General features: G+C 72.0%; 18 protein-coding genes. 8 read left to right on the top strand and 10 right to left on the bottom strand.

The window, feature by feature from the left end; all coding sequences use genetic code 11:
- Positions 1-35: 35 nt before the first annotated feature.
- Entirely contained in the window at positions 36-491 is a 456-nt protein-coding gene (locus ABT158_RS24980; protein WP_352324905.1) for an aggregation-promoting factor C-terminal-like domain-containing protein, read from the bottom strand.
- Positions 492-824: 333 nt separating this feature from the next.
- Positions 825-1,220: an aggregation-promoting factor C-terminal-like domain-containing protein gene (locus ABT158_RS24975; protein WP_352324904.1), complete on the bottom strand. Its 396-nt coding sequence runs from the start codon at positions 1,218-1,220 to the stop codon at positions 825-827.
- A gap of 187 nt (positions 1,221-1,407) precedes the next feature.
- On the opposite strand from ABT158_RS24975, the gene ABT158_RS24970 reads away from it, so the two are divergent.
- The gene (locus ABT158_RS24970; RefSeq protein ID WP_352357182.1) at positions 1,408-1,893 is read left to right on the top strand and encodes a glutathione peroxidase; all 486 of its coding nucleotides are present in this window, start codon (positions 1,408-1,410) and stop codon (positions 1,891-1,893) included.
- Here the strand turns inward: ABT158_RS24970 and ABT158_RS24965 are convergent.
- Positions 1,890-3,026, bottom strand: coding sequence for an acyltransferase family protein (locus tag ABT158_RS24965; protein WP_352357180.1), 1,137 nt, complete (start codon positions 3,024-3,026; stop codon positions 1,890-1,892). The genes ABT158_RS24970 and ABT158_RS24965 overlap by 4 nt on opposite strands.
- Positions 3,019-3,969 (bottom strand): alpha/beta hydrolase, encoded by a 951-nt coding sequence (locus tag ABT158_RS24960; RefSeq protein WP_352357178.1) that lies wholly within the window; start codon positions 3,967-3,969, stop codon positions 3,019-3,021. The genes ABT158_RS24965 and ABT158_RS24960 overlap by 8 nt, the downstream gene beginning before the upstream one ends.
- A gap of 156 nt (positions 3,970-4,125) precedes the next feature.
- On the opposite strand from ABT158_RS24960, the gene ABT158_RS24955 reads away from it, so the two are divergent.
- Positions 4,126-4,923 (top strand): alpha/beta fold hydrolase, encoded by a 798-nt coding sequence (locus ABT158_RS24955; RefSeq protein WP_352357176.1) that lies wholly within the window; start codon positions 4,126-4,128, stop codon positions 4,921-4,923.
- Between the two features lie 17 nt (positions 4,924-4,940).
- Here the strand turns inward: ABT158_RS24955 and ABT158_RS24950 are convergent, their stop codons facing one another.
- Positions 4,941-6,023, bottom strand: a complete 1,083-nt coding sequence (locus ABT158_RS24950; protein ID WP_352357174.1) for a LacI family DNA-binding transcriptional regulator — start codon at positions 6,021-6,023, stop codon at positions 4,941-4,943.
- A 174-nt stretch (positions 6,024-6,197) separates the two neighbouring features.
- On the opposite strand from ABT158_RS24950, the gene ABT158_RS24945 reads away from it, so the two are divergent.
- Positions 6,198-7,409, top strand: coding sequence for an ABC transporter ATP-binding protein (locus ABT158_RS24945; protein WP_352357172.1), 1,212 nt, complete (start codon positions 6,198-6,200; stop codon positions 7,407-7,409).
- 114 nt (positions 7,410-7,523) lie between these two features.
- Here ABT158_RS24945 and ABT158_RS24940 read toward each other — a convergent pair whose 3' ends face one another.
- On the bottom strand, positions 7,524-8,276 hold the full coding sequence (locus ABT158_RS24940; RefSeq protein WP_352357170.1) for an SDR family NAD(P)-dependent oxidoreductase: 753 nt from the start codon (positions 8,274-8,276) through the stop codon (positions 7,524-7,526).
- A gap of 46 nt (positions 8,277-8,322) precedes the next feature.
- Here ABT158_RS24940 and ABT158_RS24935 point away from each other — a divergent pair, with 46 nt between their 5' ends.
- Entirely contained in the window at positions 8,323-9,480 is a 1,158-nt protein-coding gene (locus ABT158_RS24935) for a PQQ-dependent sugar dehydrogenase (RefSeq protein WP_352357168.1), read from the top strand.
- On the opposite strand, the gene ABT158_RS24930 is transcribed toward ABT158_RS24935, so the two are convergent.
- Complete coding sequence (locus ABT158_RS24930) at positions 9,440-9,775, bottom strand: carboxymuconolactone decarboxylase family protein (RefSeq protein ID WP_352324894.1); 336 nt, start codon at positions 9,773-9,775, stop codon at positions 9,440-9,442. The genes ABT158_RS24935 and ABT158_RS24930 overlap by 41 nt on opposite strands.
- A gap of 262 nt (positions 9,776-10,037) precedes the next feature.
- On the opposite strand from ABT158_RS24930, the gene ABT158_RS24925 reads away from it, so the two are divergent.
- From ABT158_RS24925 to ABT158_RS24915, 3 genes are read left to right on the top strand one after another with little or no spacing between them, the layout of a single operon-like run.
- Entirely contained in the window at positions 10,038-10,715 is a 678-nt protein-coding gene (locus ABT158_RS24925; RefSeq protein WP_352357166.1) for a hypothetical protein, read from the top strand.
- A 10-nt stretch (positions 10,716-10,725) separates the two neighbouring features.
- Positions 10,726-13,800 (top strand): AAA family ATPase, encoded by a 3,075-nt coding sequence (locus ABT158_RS24920; protein ID WP_352357164.1) that lies wholly within the window; start codon positions 10,726-10,728, stop codon positions 13,798-13,800.
- Between the two features lie 27 nt (positions 13,801-13,827).
- Positions 13,828-15,288, top strand: coding sequence for an MFS transporter (locus ABT158_RS24915; protein ID WP_352357162.1), 1,461 nt, complete (start codon positions 13,828-13,830; stop codon positions 15,286-15,288).
- On the opposite strand, the gene ABT158_RS24910 is transcribed toward ABT158_RS24915, so the two are convergent.
- Positions 15,281-16,477 carry a TerC family protein gene (locus tag ABT158_RS24910; RefSeq protein WP_352357160.1) on the bottom strand — a complete coding sequence of 399 codons (1,197 nt, stop codon included), beginning with the start codon at positions 16,475-16,477 and terminating at the stop codon, positions 15,281-15,283. The genes ABT158_RS24915 and ABT158_RS24910 overlap by 8 nt on opposite strands.
- Before the next feature lie 13 nt (positions 16,478-16,490).
- The gene (locus tag ABT158_RS24905) at positions 16,491-17,945 is read right to left on the bottom strand and encodes an LLM class flavin-dependent oxidoreductase (protein ID WP_352357158.1); all 1,455 of its coding nucleotides are present in this window, start codon (positions 17,943-17,945) and stop codon (positions 16,491-16,493) included.
- Positions 17,946-18,151: 206 nt separating this feature from the next.
- Here ABT158_RS24905 and glnII point away from each other — a divergent pair, with 206 nt between their 5' ends.
- Positions 18,152-19,171 carry a glutamine synthetase gene (gene glnII / locus ABT158_RS24900; RefSeq protein WP_352357156.1) on the top strand — a complete coding sequence of 340 codons (1,020 nt, stop codon included), beginning with the start codon at positions 18,152-18,154 and terminating at the stop codon, positions 19,169-19,171.
- Positions 19,172-19,223: 52 nt separating this feature from the next.
- On the opposite strand, the gene ABT158_RS24895 is transcribed toward glnII, so the two are convergent.
- Positions 19,224-20,735: an aldehyde dehydrogenase family protein gene (locus ABT158_RS24895; protein WP_352357154.1), complete on the bottom strand. Its 1,512-nt coding sequence runs from the start codon at positions 20,733-20,735 to the stop codon at positions 19,224-19,226.
- Between the last annotated feature and the right edge of the window lie 35 nt (positions 20,736-20,770).

The following is a 20,770-nucleotide window of genomic DNA, read 5'->3' as shown; positions in this document are numbered from 1 at the left end:
CCCGGGCGGTCCCGGATGCCCTCCGGCACGCGAGATCAGTACCAGTTGTGCGACTGCCAGTGCCCCCAGGCGCCGCAGGGCCTGCCGTACCTTCCCTTGATGTAGGCCAGGCCCCAGCGGATCTGCGTCTCGGGGTTGGACCGCCAGTCCTTGCCCGCGCCGCTCATCTTGCCCGCGGGCAGCGCCTGCGGGATCCCGTAGGCGCCCGACGACCGGTTGAGCGCGTGGTGGTTCCAATTGCTCTCCCTGGTCCACAGATTGTCCAGGCAGCGGAACTCCCGGTAGTTCCACGCGCGCTGGACGACCTGTCCCAGGGCGATCTTCTTGTTTCTTCCGGCGGGCCGTACGGCCGCGATCTTCGGTTGCGCTGACGTTGTCCAGGTCCGCATCTTGATCACCGGAGGCCGGGACTCCGCCCAGGCCGGGCCGGTGCTGACGCCGAACGCGCTGATAGTGAGAAGAGTGCCGCTGAGCACGCGTTTGCTGTCCAAGGCGATCCTTGCTTTCGGGTCGCGTGCGGACGGGCGCCCCTCAGGGGCGCCCTGCCGGTCCGGCGTCCGTGGCTCGGACGCGGAGGGTCCGCGCGGCCTCCCGGGATCCTGTACCGCCCGATCGTGCTGGACGGCCCGGAAGGCGCCACGACGTGTCCTCAAGCACGATTCCTATTACGGGCCGTGACCGCGGGCCGCGATCTCGACACGCGAAGGACAGGTGTTTGCACGCTCAATTCGGATAAAGGGCGATCTCGCTGGACCAGGATTGCCCGGCCCGTCGCCCATATGGCATGTCCTTGAGTAAAAACGCGGACGTACCTGGGGTTTGGCTCAGTACCAACTGTGGGATTGGAAGTGCGCCCACGCGCGACACGGCGAGCCGTACCGCTGCTTGATGTAGCCCAGACCCCACCGGATCTGGGTGCGCGGGTTCGTGCGCCAGTCGGCGCCCGAGGAGGCCATCTTGTGGCCCGGGAGTGCCTGCGGGATGCCGTAGGCGCCCGACCGGTTGCCGGCCCTGTGGTTCCAGCCGCTCTCTCTGGCCCAGAGCCTGACCAGGCAGCCGTAGCTCGCGGCGCCCCAGCCGCGCTGGGCGACCAGGGACTTGGCGATGGCTTTGTTCCTGCCACTGCTCTGGGAGCTCTGCGCCTGTGCGGCCGTGGTGCCGGTCACCGTCGCGAGCGTTGCGGCGAGGACCAGGACACCGGTACGGCGGAGCATGGGCATGCGGATTCCCTTTCGAAGGGGACGGGGACCGCGTCACCCTGCCTGACAAAGGCGCTCATTTCCTAATTGACCATGAAAAATCAGGCGCAATTCCAAGATCACGACATATTGATATTCAGGGGTTTCGCGGGAAAAATGAGGAATAGGTCACAATCTGCGGCGGGCGTCGTTCTGTAAGCTGCAGATCATGAGCCTTCGCGACATCCCGCTCCGCACCCTCGCCGACGACCCCACCACGCTCGGCGACCTCGCCGGCGACAAGGCCGTGCTGCTGGTCAACGTGGCCTCCCGCTGCGGCCTGACCCCGCAGTACGCCGGCCTGGTCAAGCTCCACCAGGACTTCGGCCCGCGCGGCTTCAGCGTGGTCGGCATGCCCTGCAACCAGTTCGCCGGCCAGGAGCCCGGCACGGCGGAGGAGATCCAGGAGTTCTGCTCGGCGACCTACGGCGTCGACTTCCCGCTGCTGGCCAAGGCCGACGTCAACGGCCCCGGCCGCCACCCGCTCTACGCGCGGCTCACCGAGACGGCCGATGAGGAGGGCGCGGCGGGCGACGTCCAGTGGAACTTCGAGAAGTTCCTGCTCGACCGCGAGGGCAACGTCGTGGCCCGCTTCCGCCCCCGCACCGCCCCCGACGACCCGGCCGTCGTCGCGGCCATCGAGAAGCTGCTCTAGCGGGGCCGCCGGCGTTCGTGGGCCTGGAAGGCGGCGCAGCACACCAGCAGCGCCACCGCGAACGCCGGCAGCCAGGCCAGCCGGGCCGCCACCCACCCGAGCTCCTCGGGCGGGGTGTGCAGGCCGGGCAGCGCCCGCCCTGCCAGCAGGCCGAGCTCGGTCACCGCGATCAGCGCGGTCTGGTGCCACAGGAAGATCGTCATCGCGGCCAGGTTCGCCACGGCCACGGGCGCCCAGACGGCGGGGCGGCGCAGCAGCCGGCGCAGCGGGCCGAGCAGCAGCACCGCCGCGCCGCACTGGGCGAGCCCGAAGGCGACGGCCGCGAGGGAGGGCGGGTCCAGGTTGGAGACCGGGGCGCCCGGCACCCCGACCATGGTCGCCGGATAGCTGCCCCACACCACCAGCGCCAGGGCCGTGGCCGCGCCGCCGGCCAGCAGCGTCCAGCCGGTGGCCCGGCTCCGCAGCCGCCCGCGGGCCCAGGCCGCGCCCAGGCAGTACGGCGTCAGCCAGCCGGCCGCAAGGTTCACCCACCACAACCACTCCGGTCCGCCGGGCCCGAACCGCACCGCGTCGCAGACCGCCACCGCCGCGAGCGGCCAGGCCGGGTGCAGCCGGGCGGCCAGCGGCGTGGCCGCCGTCAGCGCGGCGAACACCAGCAGGAACCACATCGGCGCCGCCGCCATCCTGACCAGCAGCCGCACGTCCTCCAGCGGCACCCCGGAGGCGAGCATCGCGACCGCCGCCACGGCCCACACCGCCGCGACGACCGCCACCGGGCGGAACAGCCGCCCCAACCGGCCGCGCAGCCACGGGACGTAGCCGATGCCGGCCGCCCGCGCCGACCGGTGGCCCTTCGCCCCGACCAGGCCGCCCACCAGGAAGAAGATCGCCAGCATCTGGAACGCCCACGACATCGGGGCGAGCTGCGGCAGGTACTTGAGCGGGCTGGTGACGCGCAGGCTGCCGCTGTCGCTGACCACGGCGGTCACCAGCCAGTGCCCGGCCACGACCCCGAGGATGGCCAGGGCCCGCAGGGCGTCCAGGGCCCGGTCGCGCTCCGGCGGCGTCCCGGCCTCGATGCGGGCGGCGAGCCCACGCGGGCCGGAGCGGGTGCGGAGGGAGGAGTCAGGCATCGCGGGGGGCCTCTCCGGAGACGATGCGGGCGACGGCCGTCAGGGCGGGGGAGCCGGGCCGCAGGTAGTCGCTGTGGCCGCCGTCGCCCGCCGCGAAGACGCGGGCGCCGAACCCGGGCGAGACCGGGTCGGCCCCCAGCCCGACCGTGACGAACGGCAGCTCGACCAGCGCGTGGGGCACGCCGACGATCCAGTCGGCGGCGCCGCGCCCGGCCCACACGACCGCGCGGGTGCGCATCGCGGCGACGTCGGGGACACCCGCGCCGGGGCTGCCCATCAGGACGATGTCGGCCACGTCCAGGCCGGGCGCGGCCCGTCCGCACACCACCGAGCCGTAGGAGTGGCACACGAGCGACAGCCGGGCGCCGGGCTTGACCGCGCGCAGCTCCCGGACGAACGCGCGCAACCCGGGCACGGCCTCGTCGGCCCGCGCGGGCGTCAGCACGTCCAGGCTGAGCGTGCCGGGCGTGCGGTAGCCGGCCCAGGCGATGACCGCCGAGCCGTCGCCGAGCGCCTCGCGCAGCCGCGTCGCGCCGGCGTGCAGACGGCCGTACCGGTCGAGGTTCGTGTCGGAGCCGGGCACCAGGACGGCGATCCGCCGGGCCGTCGCCAGGTCGCCGAAGACCTCCACGGTCCGGCCGCCGTCGCGCCCGTCGAAGGACAGGAACGTGCGCGACGGGCCGGCCATGGCGCGCAGCGCCGCCGCCCGCAGGCGGTGCCCCCGCGCGGCGGCGGTGCGCTCGGCGGCCAGGACGGCGGCGCGCCCGGCGGCGTACCGCCCGGCGAGCCCGGCGGACAGCGCGGCGGGGGTGGCGGCGCTCAGCGGCGCCGCGGCGGCGGGGACGGGCGCGGGCACCCCCGCGGACCCGCCGGCGCCGGACGCGGGCACCGCCACCGAAGCGGTGACGAGCGCGGCGAGCAGGCGGTTCCTCAGCGATGCCATGGCGGATGGTCCCCTTCCGTGCCGGATCTTCCTTCCGGCACCGAAGCTAGGGATCACGCCTTGTAGTCGGCTTCCCGCTGGGGGATGCACCTTTCGCGTAGCTCTGAGGTACTACGGGGCTGAGGAGGCGTACAGTGGCCGCACTGAGGAGGCGCCATGCGGCCGGTGACATCCGCCGACGGGACCGACGTCCAGGTGGTCGAGGAGGGGCGGGGTCCGGCCGTCCTCGTCCTGCACGCGGGGCTCGACGACGGCACCCAGTGGGGCAAGGTCGCGGGGCTGCTCGCGCCGCGGTTCCGCGTGGTGCGCGTCCGGCGCCGCCAGTACCGGCCGGACCTGGCCGGGCCCGCCACCATGGCGCAGGAGGCGGCCGACGCGGTGGCGGTGGCGGCCGAGTTAGGCGGGCCCGTCCTGCTCGTCGGCCATTCCTCCGGCGCGGTGGCCGCGCTGGAGTCCCTGCTCCTCGCGCCGGACGCCTTCGCGGGCGCGGTCCTGTACGAGCCGCCCGTCGCCCTCGGACCCTCGCTCGGCGGCGCGGCCGGCCAGGCGGCCGCGGCCGCGGTGGCGGCGGGCCGGCCGGGCCGGGCGATGCGGATCTTCTTCAGGGACGTGGTGGGCCTGTCACCGGCGATCTCCTGGCTGACCTCCGTGGCGGTGGCCTGCCATCGGCCGACGCGGCTGCGCGCGCCACGCCAGATCGACGACCTGCTGGCGATCGACGCCCTGGGCGACCGGCGGGCGGCGTACGCGGCGATCAGGACGCCGGTGGTGCTGCTCGGCGGCGACCGCAGCCCCGCCCATCTCGGCGCGCGGCTGGACGCCCTGGAGGAGGCGATCCCCGGCGCCCGGCGCGTCACGCTGCACGGGCAGGGGCACGGCGCGCACCTGAGAGCGCCCCGGGAGGTGGCCCAGGTGATCGAGGCGCACGCGCGGGACGTCCTCGGCGGCAGCTGAGGACGTGCCCTCCGCGGTCACCTGCGGGGGCCGCAGCTCCCGCGGATGATCAGCTCGGTGGGCAGCACCACCGTGCGCGCCCGCCGGGTGCCCTCGCGCAGCACCAGCTCGCACGCCCGGTACCCCATGTCCCGGCCCGGCTGGGCGATCACGGTCAGCGGCGGGGCGCACAGCTCGGCCCAGGGCACGTCGTCGTACATGACCAGCGACACGTCCTTCGGCACCCGCAGGTCGAGCTCGCGGGCGGCCAGCACGGCCGCCTCGCCCAGGACGTTCCCGCCCGCGACGACGGCCGACAGGTCGGGACGGCTCTGGAACAGGCCGGAGGCGGCGGCGTAGGCCGAGTCGCGGCTGCCGGTGCCGAACACCACCAGTTCCTCGTCCACCGGCGGGCCCACGGCCTCGCGGAAGGCATCGGCCCGCCGGTCGTGGCCGGGACCGCCGAGGAAGGCGATGCGCCGGTGGCCGAGGCCCCGCAGGTAGCGCACGGCCGTACGGATGCCGGCGCGGTCGTCGGCCAGGACGGCGGGCACGTCGAGCGGACGCGCGGCGCCCTCGGGGACGCGCCCGCGTGGGGCCACGCCGTCGAGGAGCATGAGATCGTCGAGGGCGCTCTCGGCGGGGTCGCGGTCGCCGTCGCGCCCGGCCTCGGGCGGCAGGCGGTCGGCGAAGACCACCGTCATGCCCGCCCTGAGCGCGGGGGCCCAGGTCTCGGCGTCGCCGGTGGGCACCGCGATGACCCGGTCGACGCTCTGTTCGAGCAACATGCCGATCAGCTCGGCCTCCTGCTCGGGGTCGCCGCCCGTCGAGCCCAGCACGACCGGCTCGCCCGCCGACCGGGCGCAGGCGAGCACGCCCTCGCAGAGCTGCCCGTAGAAGGTGTCGGTGAGGTCGGGCACCAGCAGGCCCAGGCCGCCGGTGCGGCGCTGGCGCAGGTTGCGGCCGAGCGCGCTGGGCCGGTAGTCGAGCTGGGCGGCGACGGCCAGCACCCGCTCCCTGGTGCTGGGGCTGGCCGAGCCGCCCGACAGCACCCGGGACACGGTCGCGACGCCGACGCCCGCCGCCTCGGCCACATCCTTGATCGTCGCCCGCTTCTCCATGGAAACGATTCCATCATGGATTCCAGGTCACCGGAAGACCATCGGTCCTACAAAGGCTGGTCACGCGGTACCCCTTGACACCGATGTCCGTTTCGGGTGAGATACGTGAAAACGTATCCACGGGAACCGAGAACCAACGTCCGGGCCGATCGCCCTGGAGCGCGAAGGAATGTCATGGCATCCATCGTTCTGACGAACGTCGACAAGATCTACGCCGGTGGCGTGAAGGCCGTGAACGGGCTGAACCTTGAGATCAAGGACGGCGAGTTCATGGTGCTGGTGGGCCCATCGGGTTGCGGTAAGTCGACCGCGCTCCGGATGATCGCCGGCCTTGAGGACATCAGCGGCGGCGAGATCGCCATCGGCGACAAGGTGGTCAACCACCTTCCGCCCAAGGACCGCGACATCGCGATGGTCTTCCAGAACTACGCGCTCTACCCGCACATGACGGTCGAGGAGAACCTCGCCTTCGGCCTCAAGCTCCGCAAGATGCCCAAGCCGGAGATCCAGAAGCGGGTCAACGAGGCCGCCAAGATGCTCGGCCTGGAGACCTACCTCAAGCGCAAGCCGGCCGCTCTGTCCGGTGGTCAGCGCCAGCGTGTCGCCATGGGCCGCGCCATCGTCCGCGAGCCGCAGGCCTTCCTCATGGACGAGCCGCTGTCGAACCTCGACGCCAAGCTCCGCGTCTCCATGCGCGCCTCGCTCAACACCCTGCACGAGCGCCTCGGCGTCACCACCGTGTACGTCACCCACGACCAGGTCGAGGCCATGACCCTCGGCGACCGCGTCTGCGTCCTGCGCGACGGTCTGCTCCAGCAGGTCGACACCCCGCAGAACCTGTTCGACAAGCCGGTCAACCTGTTCGTCGCCGGCTTCATGGGCTCGCCCTCGATGAACTTCGTCACCGCCGAGCTGGCCCGCGACAACGGCGCGGTCGTGCGCTTCGCCGACATCAGCCTGCCGATCCCCGACTCGGCGTTCGCCGACAAGCCGGGCCTCGACCAGTACATCGGCAAGAAGGTCATCCTCGGCATCCGCCCGTCGGACTTCGAGGACGCCAACTCGGCCGGCAACCACGCCAACGGCTGGGCCACCCTGCCCGTCAAGGCGGAGGTCACCGAGGAGCTGGGCTCCGAGATCAACGTGCTGTTCCTGATCGACGCCCCGCCGGTCGAGCACAAGGACACCGTCGCCGCCGCTGACACGGGCGACGACGAGGAGGCGGCGCTGCCGCTGGTGGGCGACAAGTCCCTGTGGACCGCCCGCGTCAACGCCCGCAGCCACGTGCGCCCCGGCCAGCGCATCGACCTGGTGCTGGACACGCACAACCTGCACTTCTTCGACCCGACGAGCGGCCTGGCCATCGGCCACGAGGCCAACCGCTAGCCGAGCCGGCCGGATCTTCCGGTTCCCGGCCGTGAGTTCCTCACGGCCGTCCAGGGCCCCCACCGCGACCCCCTCCCGCGGCGGGGGCCCACCTTGTTGAGGTACGCCCCGAGGTCAGCGGCGGCCGAGCCTGGCCGAGACGCGCCCGGCCAGGTTGTGCGGCACCAGCCTGCCGATCGCCACGATGGCCTTGTAGCGCAGGTCGGGCACCGAGACCCGCTTGCCGAGCGCGAGGTCGCGCATGGCGTCCCTGACCACGTTGTCGGCCTTCAGCCACAGGAACCCGGGGATGCCCGAGGTGTCCATGGACGCCCGCTGGTGGAACTCGGTGCGCACGAAACCCGGGCACAGCGCCATGATCTTGATCCGCGGGTTGCGCACGTCGTTGGCCGCCGACTCGCTGAAGTTGACCACCCACGCCTTCGAGGCGCTGTAGGTGCCGCGGGAGAAGAACGCCGCGACCGACGCCACGTTGATCACCGCGCCCCGGTCGCGCTTGCGCATCGCGGGCAGCGCCGCCAGGGTGAGCCGCAGCACGGCCTCGCAGTGGACCTTCAGCATGCGCAGCTCGTCCTCGACCGGCACCTTCAGGAAGTCGCCGGGGTGGCCGAAGCCGGCGTTGTTCACCAGCAGGTCCACGCCGTCGCGCAGTCGCGACTCGACCCTGGCCAGGCCCTCCTCGGTGGCCAGGTCGGCGGGCAGCACCTCGACGTCCACGCCGTACCTGAGCCGGAGCTGGTCGGCGACCTGGACGAGCCGCTGCTCGTCGCGCGCGACCAGGACGAGCGAGCAGGCGTCGGCGGCCAGGCGGCGGGCGAACGCGGCGCCGATGCCGGCGGTGGCGCCCGTGATCAATGCGGTAGGCATGTCCTGAACCTTAACGTCCCCGGTCGGGCGTGCGAGTATGGACGGCGTGCGCCCCCTCGCGGCCGTGCTCCTCCTGGCCCTCACCGCCTGCTCGGCCGCCTCGCCCCCGCCCGGCCCGGCCACCGTGTCCTCCGCCCCGCCCGTCCCGCCGGCCTCCGCCCGGGCTTCCACGACGGCGAGCCCCGAGCCGAAGAGCGCTCCCCGGCAGGTGCGCTTCCGCGAGCTCGGCCGGTTCGAGCGGCCGGTCGCCCTCGCCGCGCGCAAGGGCGACGCCCGGCTCTACGTCGCCGAGCAGGGCGGCCGGCTGCGCGCCACGGACGGCGACGTCCTCGTCGACCTGTCGGGCGAGGTGAGCGGCGGCAACGAGCAGGGCCTGCTCGGCGTCGCCTTCCATCCCTCCGGCCGCTGGCTCTACCTCGACTGGACCGACACACGCGGCGCCACCCACGTCACCGAATGGGCCTTCGACGGCCGCCGCGCCACCGGCCGGCGCGACGTGCTCACCCAGGACCAGCCGTACGCCAACCACAACGGCGGCCAGCTCGCCTTCGGCCCCGACGGCCACCTCTACGTCGGGCTCGGCGACGGCGGCAGCGCGGGCGACCCGCAGGGCAACGGCCAGGACCTCGGCACGCTGCTGGGCAAGATCCTGCGCATCGATCCGCGCGGCCGGCCGTACAAGGTGCCGCGGGACAACCCGTTCGCCGGGAAGGACGGCGCGCGGCCGGAGATCTGGGCCTACGGCCTGCGCAACCCCTGGCGGTTCGGCTTCGACCGGCACAGCGGCGACCTGTGGATCGGCGACGTCGGCCAGGACGAGGTGGAGGAGGTCGACCGCCAGCCGGCCGCCTCCAAGGGCGGCGAGAACTACGGCTGGAACCTGCGCGAGGGCGAGCGGCCCTTCCGCGGCGGCACGGGCCGCGGCCTGACCGAGCCGGTCATCACCTACCCCCTGCACAAGGACGGCAGCTGCTCGGTGATCGCCGGGTACGTCTACCGCGGCGCCGCGCTGCCCTGGCTGCGCGGCAGCTTCCTGTACGGGGACTTCTGCGCGGGCTGGGTCAGGGCCGCGCCCGCGGCCGAGCCGTCGAAGGCGGCCGAGATCGGCCGGGTCGAGCAGCTCTCCTCCTTCGGTGAGGGGCTCGACGGCGAGCTCTACGCGCTCAGCCTGCGGGGTCCGCTCTACCGGATCGAGCCTGCCTGACCCGCTCGATCAGCTCCTCGACCTGGTCGTTGAGCCGTGATCCGCGGGTCCAGCCGGCGTAGTGGGTCAGGAAGACCACCACTTCGCGCAGCTCGCTCTCGCTCAGGTCGCCCGCCCGCAGCGCGACGTCGAGCTGCACGGCGGTCAGCTCGTCGAGCCCCTGTCCGACGAGCAGCCCGAGCAGCAGCAGCCGGCGCTCCTTGACCGACAGGGCGGTCCTCGACCACAGGTCGGCGAACTGCCGCTCAGCCGTCATGCCGAAGGAGTCGACGGTCTCCATCGCGGGTTCTTTCATGGTGCGCTCCGGGGCTCGGGATGGGCGTCCTCATATCCTTTGCTACTTCCTGTGGTCTACCAATGGGGGTTGCACGAACGTTGTATCCCGGGCGACCGTAGAGTGTGGCGACCTGGCCCATACCATCATTTGGTGATCTGTAACAAGTAAAGCCAATCAATGGCCAAGATTTGGTCAAGATTTCTCAGCATGCATCCGGCCTCATTCCGCCTGAAAGCGGGCACAACAACTGCGTTGGTCCGTAAAGCGGAGGTAAGCCCTGGTGAAAAGGACACGGGCTTGGATCGCGCTCATCGTCGCGGTTTGTGTGCTGCCGGCGTGCGGGCAGCCGGAGTTCACCTACGTACGGGACAGGGAAGGCACCACCTATTTCAAGGTGCCCGCCTCGTTCACGCAGCTCGACGCCTATCCGATCGAACTCTATCTGACGGGTGACCGACCTGGTTCGCTGGCGGCGGCGACACGCGCGCAGCGGGTCTGGTCCACGGCCTTCGACCAGTCGGCCGAGCCGTCGGTCAACCATCTGCTGAGCTCGTCCGACCCGTTCGTGTACGCCGCCGTGCACAAGCTCACCGAGCAGCAGCGCGACGCGATCTCGCTCAACCGGCTGCGCGACTTCGTGCTGCCCGTGACGGACCCGATGCGCGAGCTGTACGAGCAGCAGGCCATGACCACCGGCCGGCCGCCCATGTTCGCCAAGTTCGAGCTCCTCAGCGACGACGTCCTCGCCCTGGAGAACGGCGCCAGAGGCGTACGGGTGCGCTTCAACTACCAGATCGGCGCCGACGTCCAGACGTTCGACCAGACCGCGATCCTCGACGAGAAGGGCGCGACGGTCTCGGTCATGCTCATCGGCTGCCGGGCGACCTGCTACCGCGACCGCGGCGCCGAGTTCGACAAGATCGCGGGTTCGTTCAAGCTGCTCCGGCTGCCCGGATGAGGGGGCGTCATTGACCACCACCTTTCAGCACGAAGGGCTGCGCGCCCCCGGCAGCGGGCCCTCCGACCCGGACTCCGTGACCAGGAAGAAGATGCAGTTCTGGGACCGGAGCAAGTTCCTCGTCGCGCTGGTCCTGGCCTACCTGATCCTCACCTGGAAGGTGATGGCCGACTGGACGGGCGTCGTGACCTTCCCCGAGGCGGCCTGGAAGATCGGCTACGAGTACCAGTGGATCTTCTGGCTGCTCGGCGCCGAGGCCCTGCGGCAACTGCACTTCCTGGTCAGCGAGCACTGGTCGGGCTACCACCGGTTCTGGAGCCAGGGGGTCTTCGGCGGCTTCGAGCGGTGGACGCACCGGCGCTTCGACGACTGGACCAGGTACCGCATCTCCAGAGCCCTGAAGATCGCCTTCTTCGTCACGCTGACCGCGCTCGTGGCGGGGGCGGTGCTGGACGTCAGCCCGTTCGTCGCCCTGTTGCAGGCGCCGACGCTGATCTGGCAGGCGCTGCCGTTCCTGCTGCAGATCGTCTTCCTGTTCTTCTTCGTCATCATCCAGTTCGTCGGCCTGTTCTGGTTCCTGTCCAGGGGCGGCGTCGAGACGTACTTCCCCGACGACATCAAGACCCGCTTCGCCGACGTCTGGGGCCAGGACCACGTGGTCGAGCGGGTCCAGGAGAACATCGTCTTCCTGGAGCGGCCCGACGAGATCGAGCGGCGCGGCGGGTACGTGCCCAGCGGCCTGCTGCTGTGGGGCCCGCCGGGCACCGGCAAGACCCTGATGGCCGAGGCCGTGGCGGGTGAGACCGGCAAGCCGTACGTGTTCGTGGATCCGGGAGCCTTCACGAACATGTTCATGGGCGTCGGCATCCTGAAGGTCAAGGGCCTGTTCAGGAAGCTGCGCAAGCTGGCGTTGCGGTACGGCGGCGTGATCGTCTTCTTCGACGAGGCCGACTCGCTCGGCAAGCGCGGCAAGCTGGCCCAGCAGGGTCCGCCCGGGCAAGGCGGCTTCTCAGCACACAGCGGGATCTCCGGGCACTTCGGCTGCCATGGAATGACGTACCTGTCGGAGGAGAGCCGCTCGGTGCTGGCCTTCAAGGGCCGGCGCGAGGCCGCCGACCCGCCCGGCACCTGGCGCGAGCGCTTCTTCGCCGGCGGCGGCATGATGAACAGCGGCGACCCCGGCACCCTCCAGGCGCTGCTCACCGAGCTGTCCGGGCTCAAGAAGCCGCGCGGCTTCTTCAACCGGCTGGTCAGGCGGCTGCTCGGGATGCGGCCCAAGCCGCCGCCCAAATACCGCATCCTCGTCATGATGGCCACCAACCGGCCCGACGCGCTGGACGAGGCGCTGCTGCGGCCGGGCCGCATCGACCGCATCTACAAGGTCGGCTACCCGTCCAAGGCCGGGCGGGTGCGGACGTACCAGGGCTATTTCGACAAGGTCGAGCACGAGCTCACCGGGGAGCAGATCGACAAGCTGGCCACGATCACGCCGTACGCGACCGGGGCCACGATCAAGGACCTGGTCAACGAGTCGCTGATCACCGCCATCCGCGCCGGCCGGGAGGTCATCACCTGGTCGGACGTGCTGCGCGCCAAGCGGCTCAAGCAGCTCGGCCCGCCCGAGGACGTCGAGTACATCGAGCGCGAGCGGCACGCCGTGGCCGTGCACGAGGCGTGCCACGCGGTGGTGGCGTACGTGACCCGGTTCCATCTGGAGATCGACATCGCCACCATCGAGAAGGGCGCCGACTACCTGGGCATGGTCGCCTCGATCAAGCCCGAGGACCAGTTCACCCGCTGGAAGTCCGAGTACGAGGCCGACATCATGGTCTCCCTGGCCTCGCTGGCCGGCGAGCGCATGTTCTTCGGCGAGGACAACTCCTCCGGCGTCTCCGGCGACCTGCACGCGGCCACGTTCCTCACCGCGCTCATGGAGTCGTACTGGGGGATGGGCTCCGGCGTCACGTCGCTGCCCGCGCTGCAGGAGCTGGAGATCCACGGAGGCAAGGCCATGCGCGGCCGGGGCGGCGGGGGCGGCGGCATCGGCATCACCGAGCGCGAGCCGGTGCGCGCCGCGCCCGACCTGACCCCCGACGTGCTGGGCGAGCGCATCGAGTTCAACCTGGTGCGGCTGCTGGAGAAGACCGAGCGGCTGCTGGAGGAGCACCGCAGGCAGGTGTTGTGCCTGGCGCACGCCCTGGAGACGCACAAGACGCTCAACGGCGACGACGTGGTGGCCGTCATCCGCGGCGAGCGCGGACCGCTCGTGGACGGCACGATCTACGCCTCCGGCGAGCTCTACGAGCAGCTGGAGGACTACCACCACGAGGCGGCCAGGGCGCACAAGGAGCACAGCCGCATCGAGCGCGAGCTGCCCGGCCCGGTGGAGGAGGAGGCCGCGCCGCGGGCGGCCGCCTTCGCCGCCCCGGCCGCGGGCGCCGGCACGGCCGTGGCCCAGGTGATCACGGCCGAGGTCACCCGGATCGACCAGGGCGCCGGGCAGGACATCGGGCAGGGCGTCGGGCAGGGCGTCGGGCAGGACATCGGGCAGGGCGTCGAACAGGGCGGTGACCGGCCCGAGTTCGTGCCGTGGGCGCCCGGCCCGCGACCAGCTCCGGTCCCGTCAGCGGTCCACGCGGTTCCGGCCGCCGTCCCGCACGCGGGCTTCGGGCCGGTCCCCGGGGCGGTCGCCGAGGCCCGGCCGCGCCGGCGCGCCGGGCGGGCCTGGCTGGTCGTGGCCAGCCTGCTCGGGCTGATCGCGCTGGCCCTGATCGCGGCGCTGGCGGTGACCGGCGCGGTGCCCGGCGCGGGCGCCGACGTCGCGGCGGCTCCCGCGCTCGCCTCGCCGGCCCTGCTGCTCCTGCTGTTCGTCGTGGTCGTCGGGGTGATCGTGGGCGCCGGGCTCGCGTTCGTGGCGGTCAGGGGCGTACGGACGGCGCAGGCCAAGGCGGAACGCGAGCGCGACGAGGCCCACCGGCGGGCCCAGCTGCTGGCCGCGGCCATGGACCCGGACACCGCCATGCGGCTGCTCGGCTACGACGGCACCGGAACCGGCAACGGCAACGAGACCCGGGCCGATGGGTGATCTCATGGTCACTTAGAGTAAGGACGCATGAGCAAGGACGGCGTCGTACGCAGCCTGGTCCCCGCCCGCATGGACCGCCTGCCGTGGGCGCCGTTCCACACCCGGCTGGTGATCGCGCTCGGCGTGGCCTGGGTGCTCGACGGGCTGGAGATCACCATCGCCAGCAACGTCGGGGCGTTCCTGCAGCGCCCCGACACGCTCGGCTTCACCTCCGCCGAGGTGGGCCTGTCGGCCACCGTCTACCTGATCGGCCAGGTGGCCGGCGCGCTCTACTTCGGCTGGCTGTCCGACCGGCTCGGCCGCCGGAAGCTGTTCATCCTCACGCTCGGCATCTACCTGGTGGCCAGCGGCCTGACCGCCCTGTCGTGGGACCTGTGGAGCTTCCTGGTGCTGCGGTTCGTGGCCGGGGCGGGCATCGGCGGCGAGTACGCGGCCGTCAACTCCGCCATCGACGAGATGATCCCGTCCCACTACCGGGGCCACGTCGACCTGGCCATCAACGGCACCTACTGGCTGGGGTCGCTGCTGGCCACCTCGGCCACGTTCCTGCTGCTGCACCCGGGCGGGCCGCTGGACCCCGACTGGGCCTGGCGGCTCGGGTTCGCGGTCGGGCCGGTGATCGGCCTGGCCATCTGGGGGCTGCGCCGGCACCTGCCGGAGAGCCCGCGCTGGCTGATGACGCACGGCCGCGAGGAGGAGGCCGAGCAGGTCGTCGCCCGCATCGAGCGGGAGGTCGAGCGGGAGGACCGGGTCAGGCTGGAGCCGGTGCCGCAGGAGCAGGCGCTGGAGATCGTCCCCGAGCATCACGCGCCGCTGTCGCAGGTCGCCAGGACGTTGTTCCGCACGTACCCGGAACGGTCGGTGCTGGGGGCGACGCTGATGATCTGCCAGTCGTTCCTCTACAACGCCGTGTTCTTCACCTACTCGCTGGTGCTGACGCACTTCTACGGCGTCCCGGCGGGCTCGGTGCCGCAGTACATGTTCGCCTTCGCGGCCGGGAACCTGCTCGGGCCGCTGCTGCTGGGCAGGCTGTTCGACACGGTCGGGCGCAGGCAGATGATCTCGGCCACGTACATCACCTCGGGGCTGCTGCTGGCGGTGACCGGGTGGCTGTTCAAGGAGGGGATGCTGACGGCGGTCACGCAGACCGTGCTCTGGTCGGTGATCTTCTTCATCGCCTCGGCGGCGGCCAGCTCGGCGTACCTGACCGTGAGCGAGATCTTCCCGATCGAGCTGCGGGCCCAGGCAATCGCGATCTTCTTCGCGCTCGGGCAGGTCGCGGGCGCGTTCGGGCCGACGGTCTTCGCCTCGCTCATCGGCGACCAGCGCCATCCCGACCCGACCCGGCTGTTCTACGGCTACTGCTTCGGCGCCGGGATGATGGTGGCGGCCGGGCTGGTGGAGATCGTCTTCGGGGTGAAGGCCGAGCGCACGCCGCTGGAGCACATCGCGGCCCCGCTGACCTCCCGCCAGGCCACCCCTACCTAGCCGGGTCGTGCCCGGCCTGGTGTCCGGCCTGGTGCTCGGCGTGCGCCCGCGCCACCAGGGCCGCCAGCCGCTCGTCCCGGGCGACGCCGGCCCGCTGCCGCTCCGGCAGCTCGCCCAGCCGCGCCTCGGCCGCGAGCAGGTCGCGGTAGACCTCCTCGCGCCGCGCCGGGTCCTTCTCCACGTCCAGGTACTCCTGGGCGTGCCGGCGGACGGCCGACACCACGTTCTGCGCCTGGCCGCGGGGGCTGGCCAGCGAGGCGGCCACGGTGACCAGCAGCACGCCGACGATCACCGACAGGGACAGCCCGGTGCTGATCTCGGTGACGTTCACCGGCTCGCCGTCGTTGATGAACGGCACGTTGTTCTCGTGCAGCGCGTGCAGCCCGAGCTTGACGCCGATGAAGGCCAGGATGACCGCCAGCCCGTAGGCGAGGTAGATGAGCCGGTCGAGCAGGCCGTCGATGAGGAAGTAGAGCTGCCGCAGCCCCAGCAGCGAGAAGGCGGTGGCGGTGAAGACGAGGTAGACGTTCTGGGTGAGGCCGAAGATGGCCGGGATGGAGTCGAGCGCGAACAGCACGTCGGTGCCGGCCAGGGCGATCATGACCAGCAACATCGGCGTCATCACCCGGCGGCCGTCCACCACCGTGAACAGCCGGTCGCCGTCGTAGGTGTCCGTGGCGCGGAACAGCCGGCGGGCCAGGCGGACCATGACGTTGTCGGTGTGGCCCTCGCCGCCCTCTGGCCGCAGCAGGTTGCCCGCCGTGAGCAGCAGGATCAGGCTGAAGACGTAGAACACCCAGGCGAACGTCTCGATCATCGCGGCGCCGAGGAGGATGAACCCGGTCCTGGCGACCAGCGAGAAGACGATGCCGAACAGCAGGGCCTTCTGCTGGTCGGCGCGCGGCACCCGGAAGCTCGCCATGATGACGAGGAAGACGAACAGGTTGTCGACCGACAGCGCCTTCTCCGTCACGTACCCGGCGAAGTACTCCGCGCCCGGCTCGGCGCCGCCGAACACCCACACGCCCACGCCGAACAGCAGGGCGATCCCGACGTACAGGGCCGACCAGACGGCCGCCTCGCGCAGCGCGGGGACGTGCGCCTGCCGTACGTGGAAGAAGAAGTCGAACAGCAGCAGGCCGGCGATCCCCAGGATCGTCAGCCACCACACGGGCGCGGGCACGTCCACGAACGCTCCTTGGCTAGAGGCGGATCTCCAGGCGGCCGACCGGCTCGGCCAGTTCCTCCTCCTCGTAGGCGAAGTGCGAGGCCAGGGCCTGCGAGAGCCGTTCGACGCCGGCCCGGACCCGGTCGATCCTGGCCGGGTCGGCGATCATCTCCGCGCACGCCCGGTCCAGGCGGTCCAGCAGCTCGGCGATGACCTCGTGCTCCTGCTCCAGCTTCTTGACCACCGGCTCCAGGGCGGGGTCGCGCTCGGTGAGGGCGGGGAAGGTGCTGCCGTGCTCGACGTCGTGGTGCACGGTCAGCAGGCGGCGGAAGGTCGCGCAGAACACGCCGAGCGTCCAGTGGTTCTGGCGCAGCGCCAGCCGGTCGCCGTCCTGGTGCGGGGCCGCGGTCTCGGCGGCGACCTGCTCGACCGCGTCCCTGACCTGGCGGAGCTGGGCGCGGTAGCCGTCGTGCACGTCCACCAGGCGGCGGCCGGGCGGGGCCTGGCCGGCGGTCAGGGACGCGGGGTCGCCGCCCGCCGTCCTGGGCCGGCCGGCCTCGTCCAGGTCGGGGATCGTCACCGGCCGGCGGACCGGCTCGGGCGCGGGCCGGCCGCGCTCCCTGGCCACGGCCGCCCGTACGGCGGGCGCGACCTCCTCGGCGAACACCCGCAGGTCCCGCTCCGCCTCCACCCCCGGGGCCAGCACGAACCCGCTCATGCCCGCCTCGAACACCAGCTCCGTGAGCTGCTCGGCCCACAGGGCGGCGGGCCCGTCGAGGAAGCCCGCGCCGGGCAGCGGCGACAGGCTGCCGCCGAGGTTGTAGACCTTGCGGATCGCCGCCGGGTCGCGCCCGGCGTCCGCGGCGGCCGCGTCGAGGATCCTGGCCTGCGCGGTCACCGCCTCGGGCGGGCTGTGGAAGGACGAGGTCAGCCAGCCGTCGCCGGTCCGGCCGGTCAGCTCCAGCATCCGCCGCCTGGTCGCGCCGATCCAGATCCCGATCGGGTGCGGCGGGAACGGGCCGGGCCGCGCGCCCGCCAGCCGGTGGTGGCCGCCGGAGAAGGTCACCGGGTCGCCCGGGGTCCACAGCGCCCGGATGACGGTGATCGCCTCGGCCAGCGCCTCGATCGACTCGCCGGGGGTGAGCCGGGGGCCGCCCATGGCGGCGATGGCGTCCCACAGCGCGCCCGCGCCGAGCCCGAGCTCCACCCGGCCGCCGCTGAGGATGTCCAGCGAGGCGGCGGCCCTGGCCAGCACGGCGGGCGGGCGCAGCGGCAGGTTGGCCACGTCGGGCACCAGCCGGACGCGCTCGGTGCGCTGCGCGATGGTGGCCAGCAGGGTCCAGGAGTCGAGGAATCCCGCCTGGTAGGGGTGGTCCTGGACGCCGACCAGGTCCAGGCCGAGCCGGTCGGCGAGCTCGGCGTGCCGCAGGACCCGGTCGCCGTCCGCCGCCTCGGGCGCGAGCAGCGCGCCGAACCAGACATCCTCCATGATCATCATCCCCCGGCCTCGATCGTCGTACGGCCGCCGTCCCCCGGACGGCCGACCTGCCCCAGCTAACCGTCCTTATTGGATTTACCCCCTAATAACGGAACCGGTGGCGGCACGATTAACACGGCGTTCACATTGGGGCAAAAACCGGGAAATGGCCGTCCATAAGACTCGGCGTGGCTGAGAGAAATCCCGAAAGGATCACCGTGAGCTACAAGGCTGAGTACATCTGGATCGACGGCACCGAGCCCACCGCTCTGCTGCGCTCGAAGACGAAGATCCTGGCCGACGGTGCCGAGCCTCCGGTCTGGGGCTTCGACGGCTCCAGCACCAACCAGGCCCAGGGCCACGCCTCCGACCGCGTGCTCCGCCCGGTGTTCACCTGCCCCGACCCGATCCGCGGCGGCGACAACGTGCTCGTGCTGTGCGAGGTCGAGGAGATCGACGGGACGCCCCACTCCAGCAACACCCGCGCCCTGCTGCGCCCGATCGCCGAGCGGTACGCCGACCAGGAGTCCTGGTTCGGCATCGAGCAGGAGTACACCTTCTTCAAGGGCAGCCGCCCGCTCGGCTTCCCCGAGGGCGGCTTCCCCGCCCCGCAGGGCCACTACTACTGCGGCGTGGGCGCCGAGGCCGTGTTCGGCCGCGACATCGTCGAGCTGCACCTCGACCGCTGCCTGGCGGCCGGTCTGGCCGTCTCCGGCATCAACGCCGAGGTCATGCCCGGCCAGTGGGAGTTCCAGATCGGCCCGGCCGGCCCCCTTGAGGTCTCCGACCACATGTGGGTCGCCCGCTACCTGCTCTACCGGACGGCCGAGGAGTTCGGCGTCGAGGCCACCCTCGACGCCAAGCCCGCCCGCGGCGACTGGAACGGCGCCGGCGCGCACACCAACTTCTCCACCAAGGCGATGCGCGAGAGCTACGACGCCATCATCACCGCCTGCGAGGCGCTCGGCGAGGGCGACAAGCCCATGGAGCACGTCTCCCAGTACGGCGCCGACATCGAGCTGCGCCTGACCGGCCACCACGAGACCGCCCCGTGGAACAAGTACACCTACGGCGTGTCCAACCGCGGCGCGTCGGTGCGCATCCCGTGGCAGGTCGAGGTGGACAAGAAGGGCTACATCGAGGACCGCCGCCCGAACGCCAACGTCGACCCGTACGTGGTCACCCGCCTGCTGGTGAACACCTGCTGCGAGGCCCTGGAGAAGGCCGGCCAGGTCTGATCCGCCCGCACGCCTGAGAAGCCGCCCCCGGCCGGGGGCGGCTTCTTGCGTCTCAGATCCGGAAGTCCAGGTCCGGGACGATCTCCGCCACGTCCATCTGGGCCTTCTGCAGCCGGCCCGAGAAGTCCCAGTTCATCGCCTGCCAGCGGGTGAACTGGTCGAGCACCCACATGCCCGACTGGCGGCTGCCGTTGCCCGACTTGCCGTTGCCGCCGAAGGGCAGGTGGGCCTCGGCGCCGGAGGTGGAGTTGTTGACGCTGACCATGCCGGCCGAGATGCCCTCGCGGAAGCGGAAGGCGTGCTTGGGGTTGGTCGTGTAGATCGAGCTCGACAGGCCGTAACCGGGGCGGTTGGCCAGCTCGACGGCCTCGTCCAGGGTGGAGAAGGTGGTCACGCCGACGATCGGGCCGAACGTCTCCTCCAGGAACAGCCGGTCGCCGGGCCGCACGCCGTCGACGATGACCGGGTGGTAGTAGAGGCCGCCGTCGCCGTCGAAGTCGCCGCGCGGGTTGTCCTTGGTGATCCTGCCCGTGCTGCCCGAGACGACCTCGTGGTGGGGCTGAATCCAGGTCAGGTACTCCTCGTACCGGTCGGCGAACTTCTGGTCGAGCAGCGGGCCGGCCAGCACGTCCTGCTCGGGGTCGCCGATCCTGGCCTCCCCGGCCGCCCGCGCGAACCGCTCGACGAACTCGTCGTGCACGCTCTCGTGCACGATGACCGTGCCCAGGCTGGTGCAGCGCTGGCCGGCGGTGCCGAAGCCGGAGAACAGCGCGCCCTCGACGGCCAGGTCCAGGTCGGCGTCCGGCATGATCACCATCGGGTTCTTGCCGCCGAGCTCCAGGCACGCCGACTGCAGGTGGCGCCCGGCCAGCTCGCCGACCTTCCGGCCGACCTCGCTCGACCCGGTGAAGCCGACCTTGTGCACGCTGCCCTCCTCCAGGGCCAGCTCCAGCCCCGCGAAGGTCTGCGCGCCGTCGGCGAAGACCACGTTGAGCACCCCGTCGGGCAGCCCCGAGGCGGCGAACAGCCGGTACATGGCCTCGGCGGAGGCGGCGGCGTACTCGGCGGGCTTCCACACCACGGCGTTGCCGCACAGCAGCGCGGGCACGAGATACCAGGACGGCACGGCCACGGGGAAGTTGCCCGCCGTGATCACCGCGGCGACCCCGACCGGGTTGCGGAAGGTGAACAGGTTCTTGTCCGGCATCTCCGACGGGACGGTCTGCCCGTAGAGCCGGCGGCCCTCGCCCAGGAAGAAGTCGCAGGTGTCGACGATCTCCCGCACCTCGCCCAGCGCCTCGGCGTACGGCTTGCCGATCTCCCGGGTGACCAGGCGGGCCAGGCTCTCGGCGTTGGCCTCGACCAGCCGCCCGATGGAGGCGATCACCCGGCCGCGCACCGGCGCCGGCACCTTGGCCCACTCGCGCTGGGCCTCCTTGGCGGTGCGGCAGGCGGCGGCGAACGCGGCGGCGTCGGCCAGGCCGACCCGGGCCACGACCTCGCCGGGGCGGGCGGGATTGGTCGACTCGTACACGCTCTCGCCGGTGGTGTCCTTCCCACCCACGATTGACACGATCTGACGGCTCACCGGTGGCCTCC

Origin of the sequence: Nonomuraea sp. NPDC001636 (assembly GCF_040298265.1) — a bacterium.
GTDB lineage: Bacteria > Actinomycetota > Actinomycetes > Streptosporangiales > Streptosporangiaceae > Nonomuraea.
This window is presented reverse-complemented; position numbering and strand designations above follow the sequence as displayed.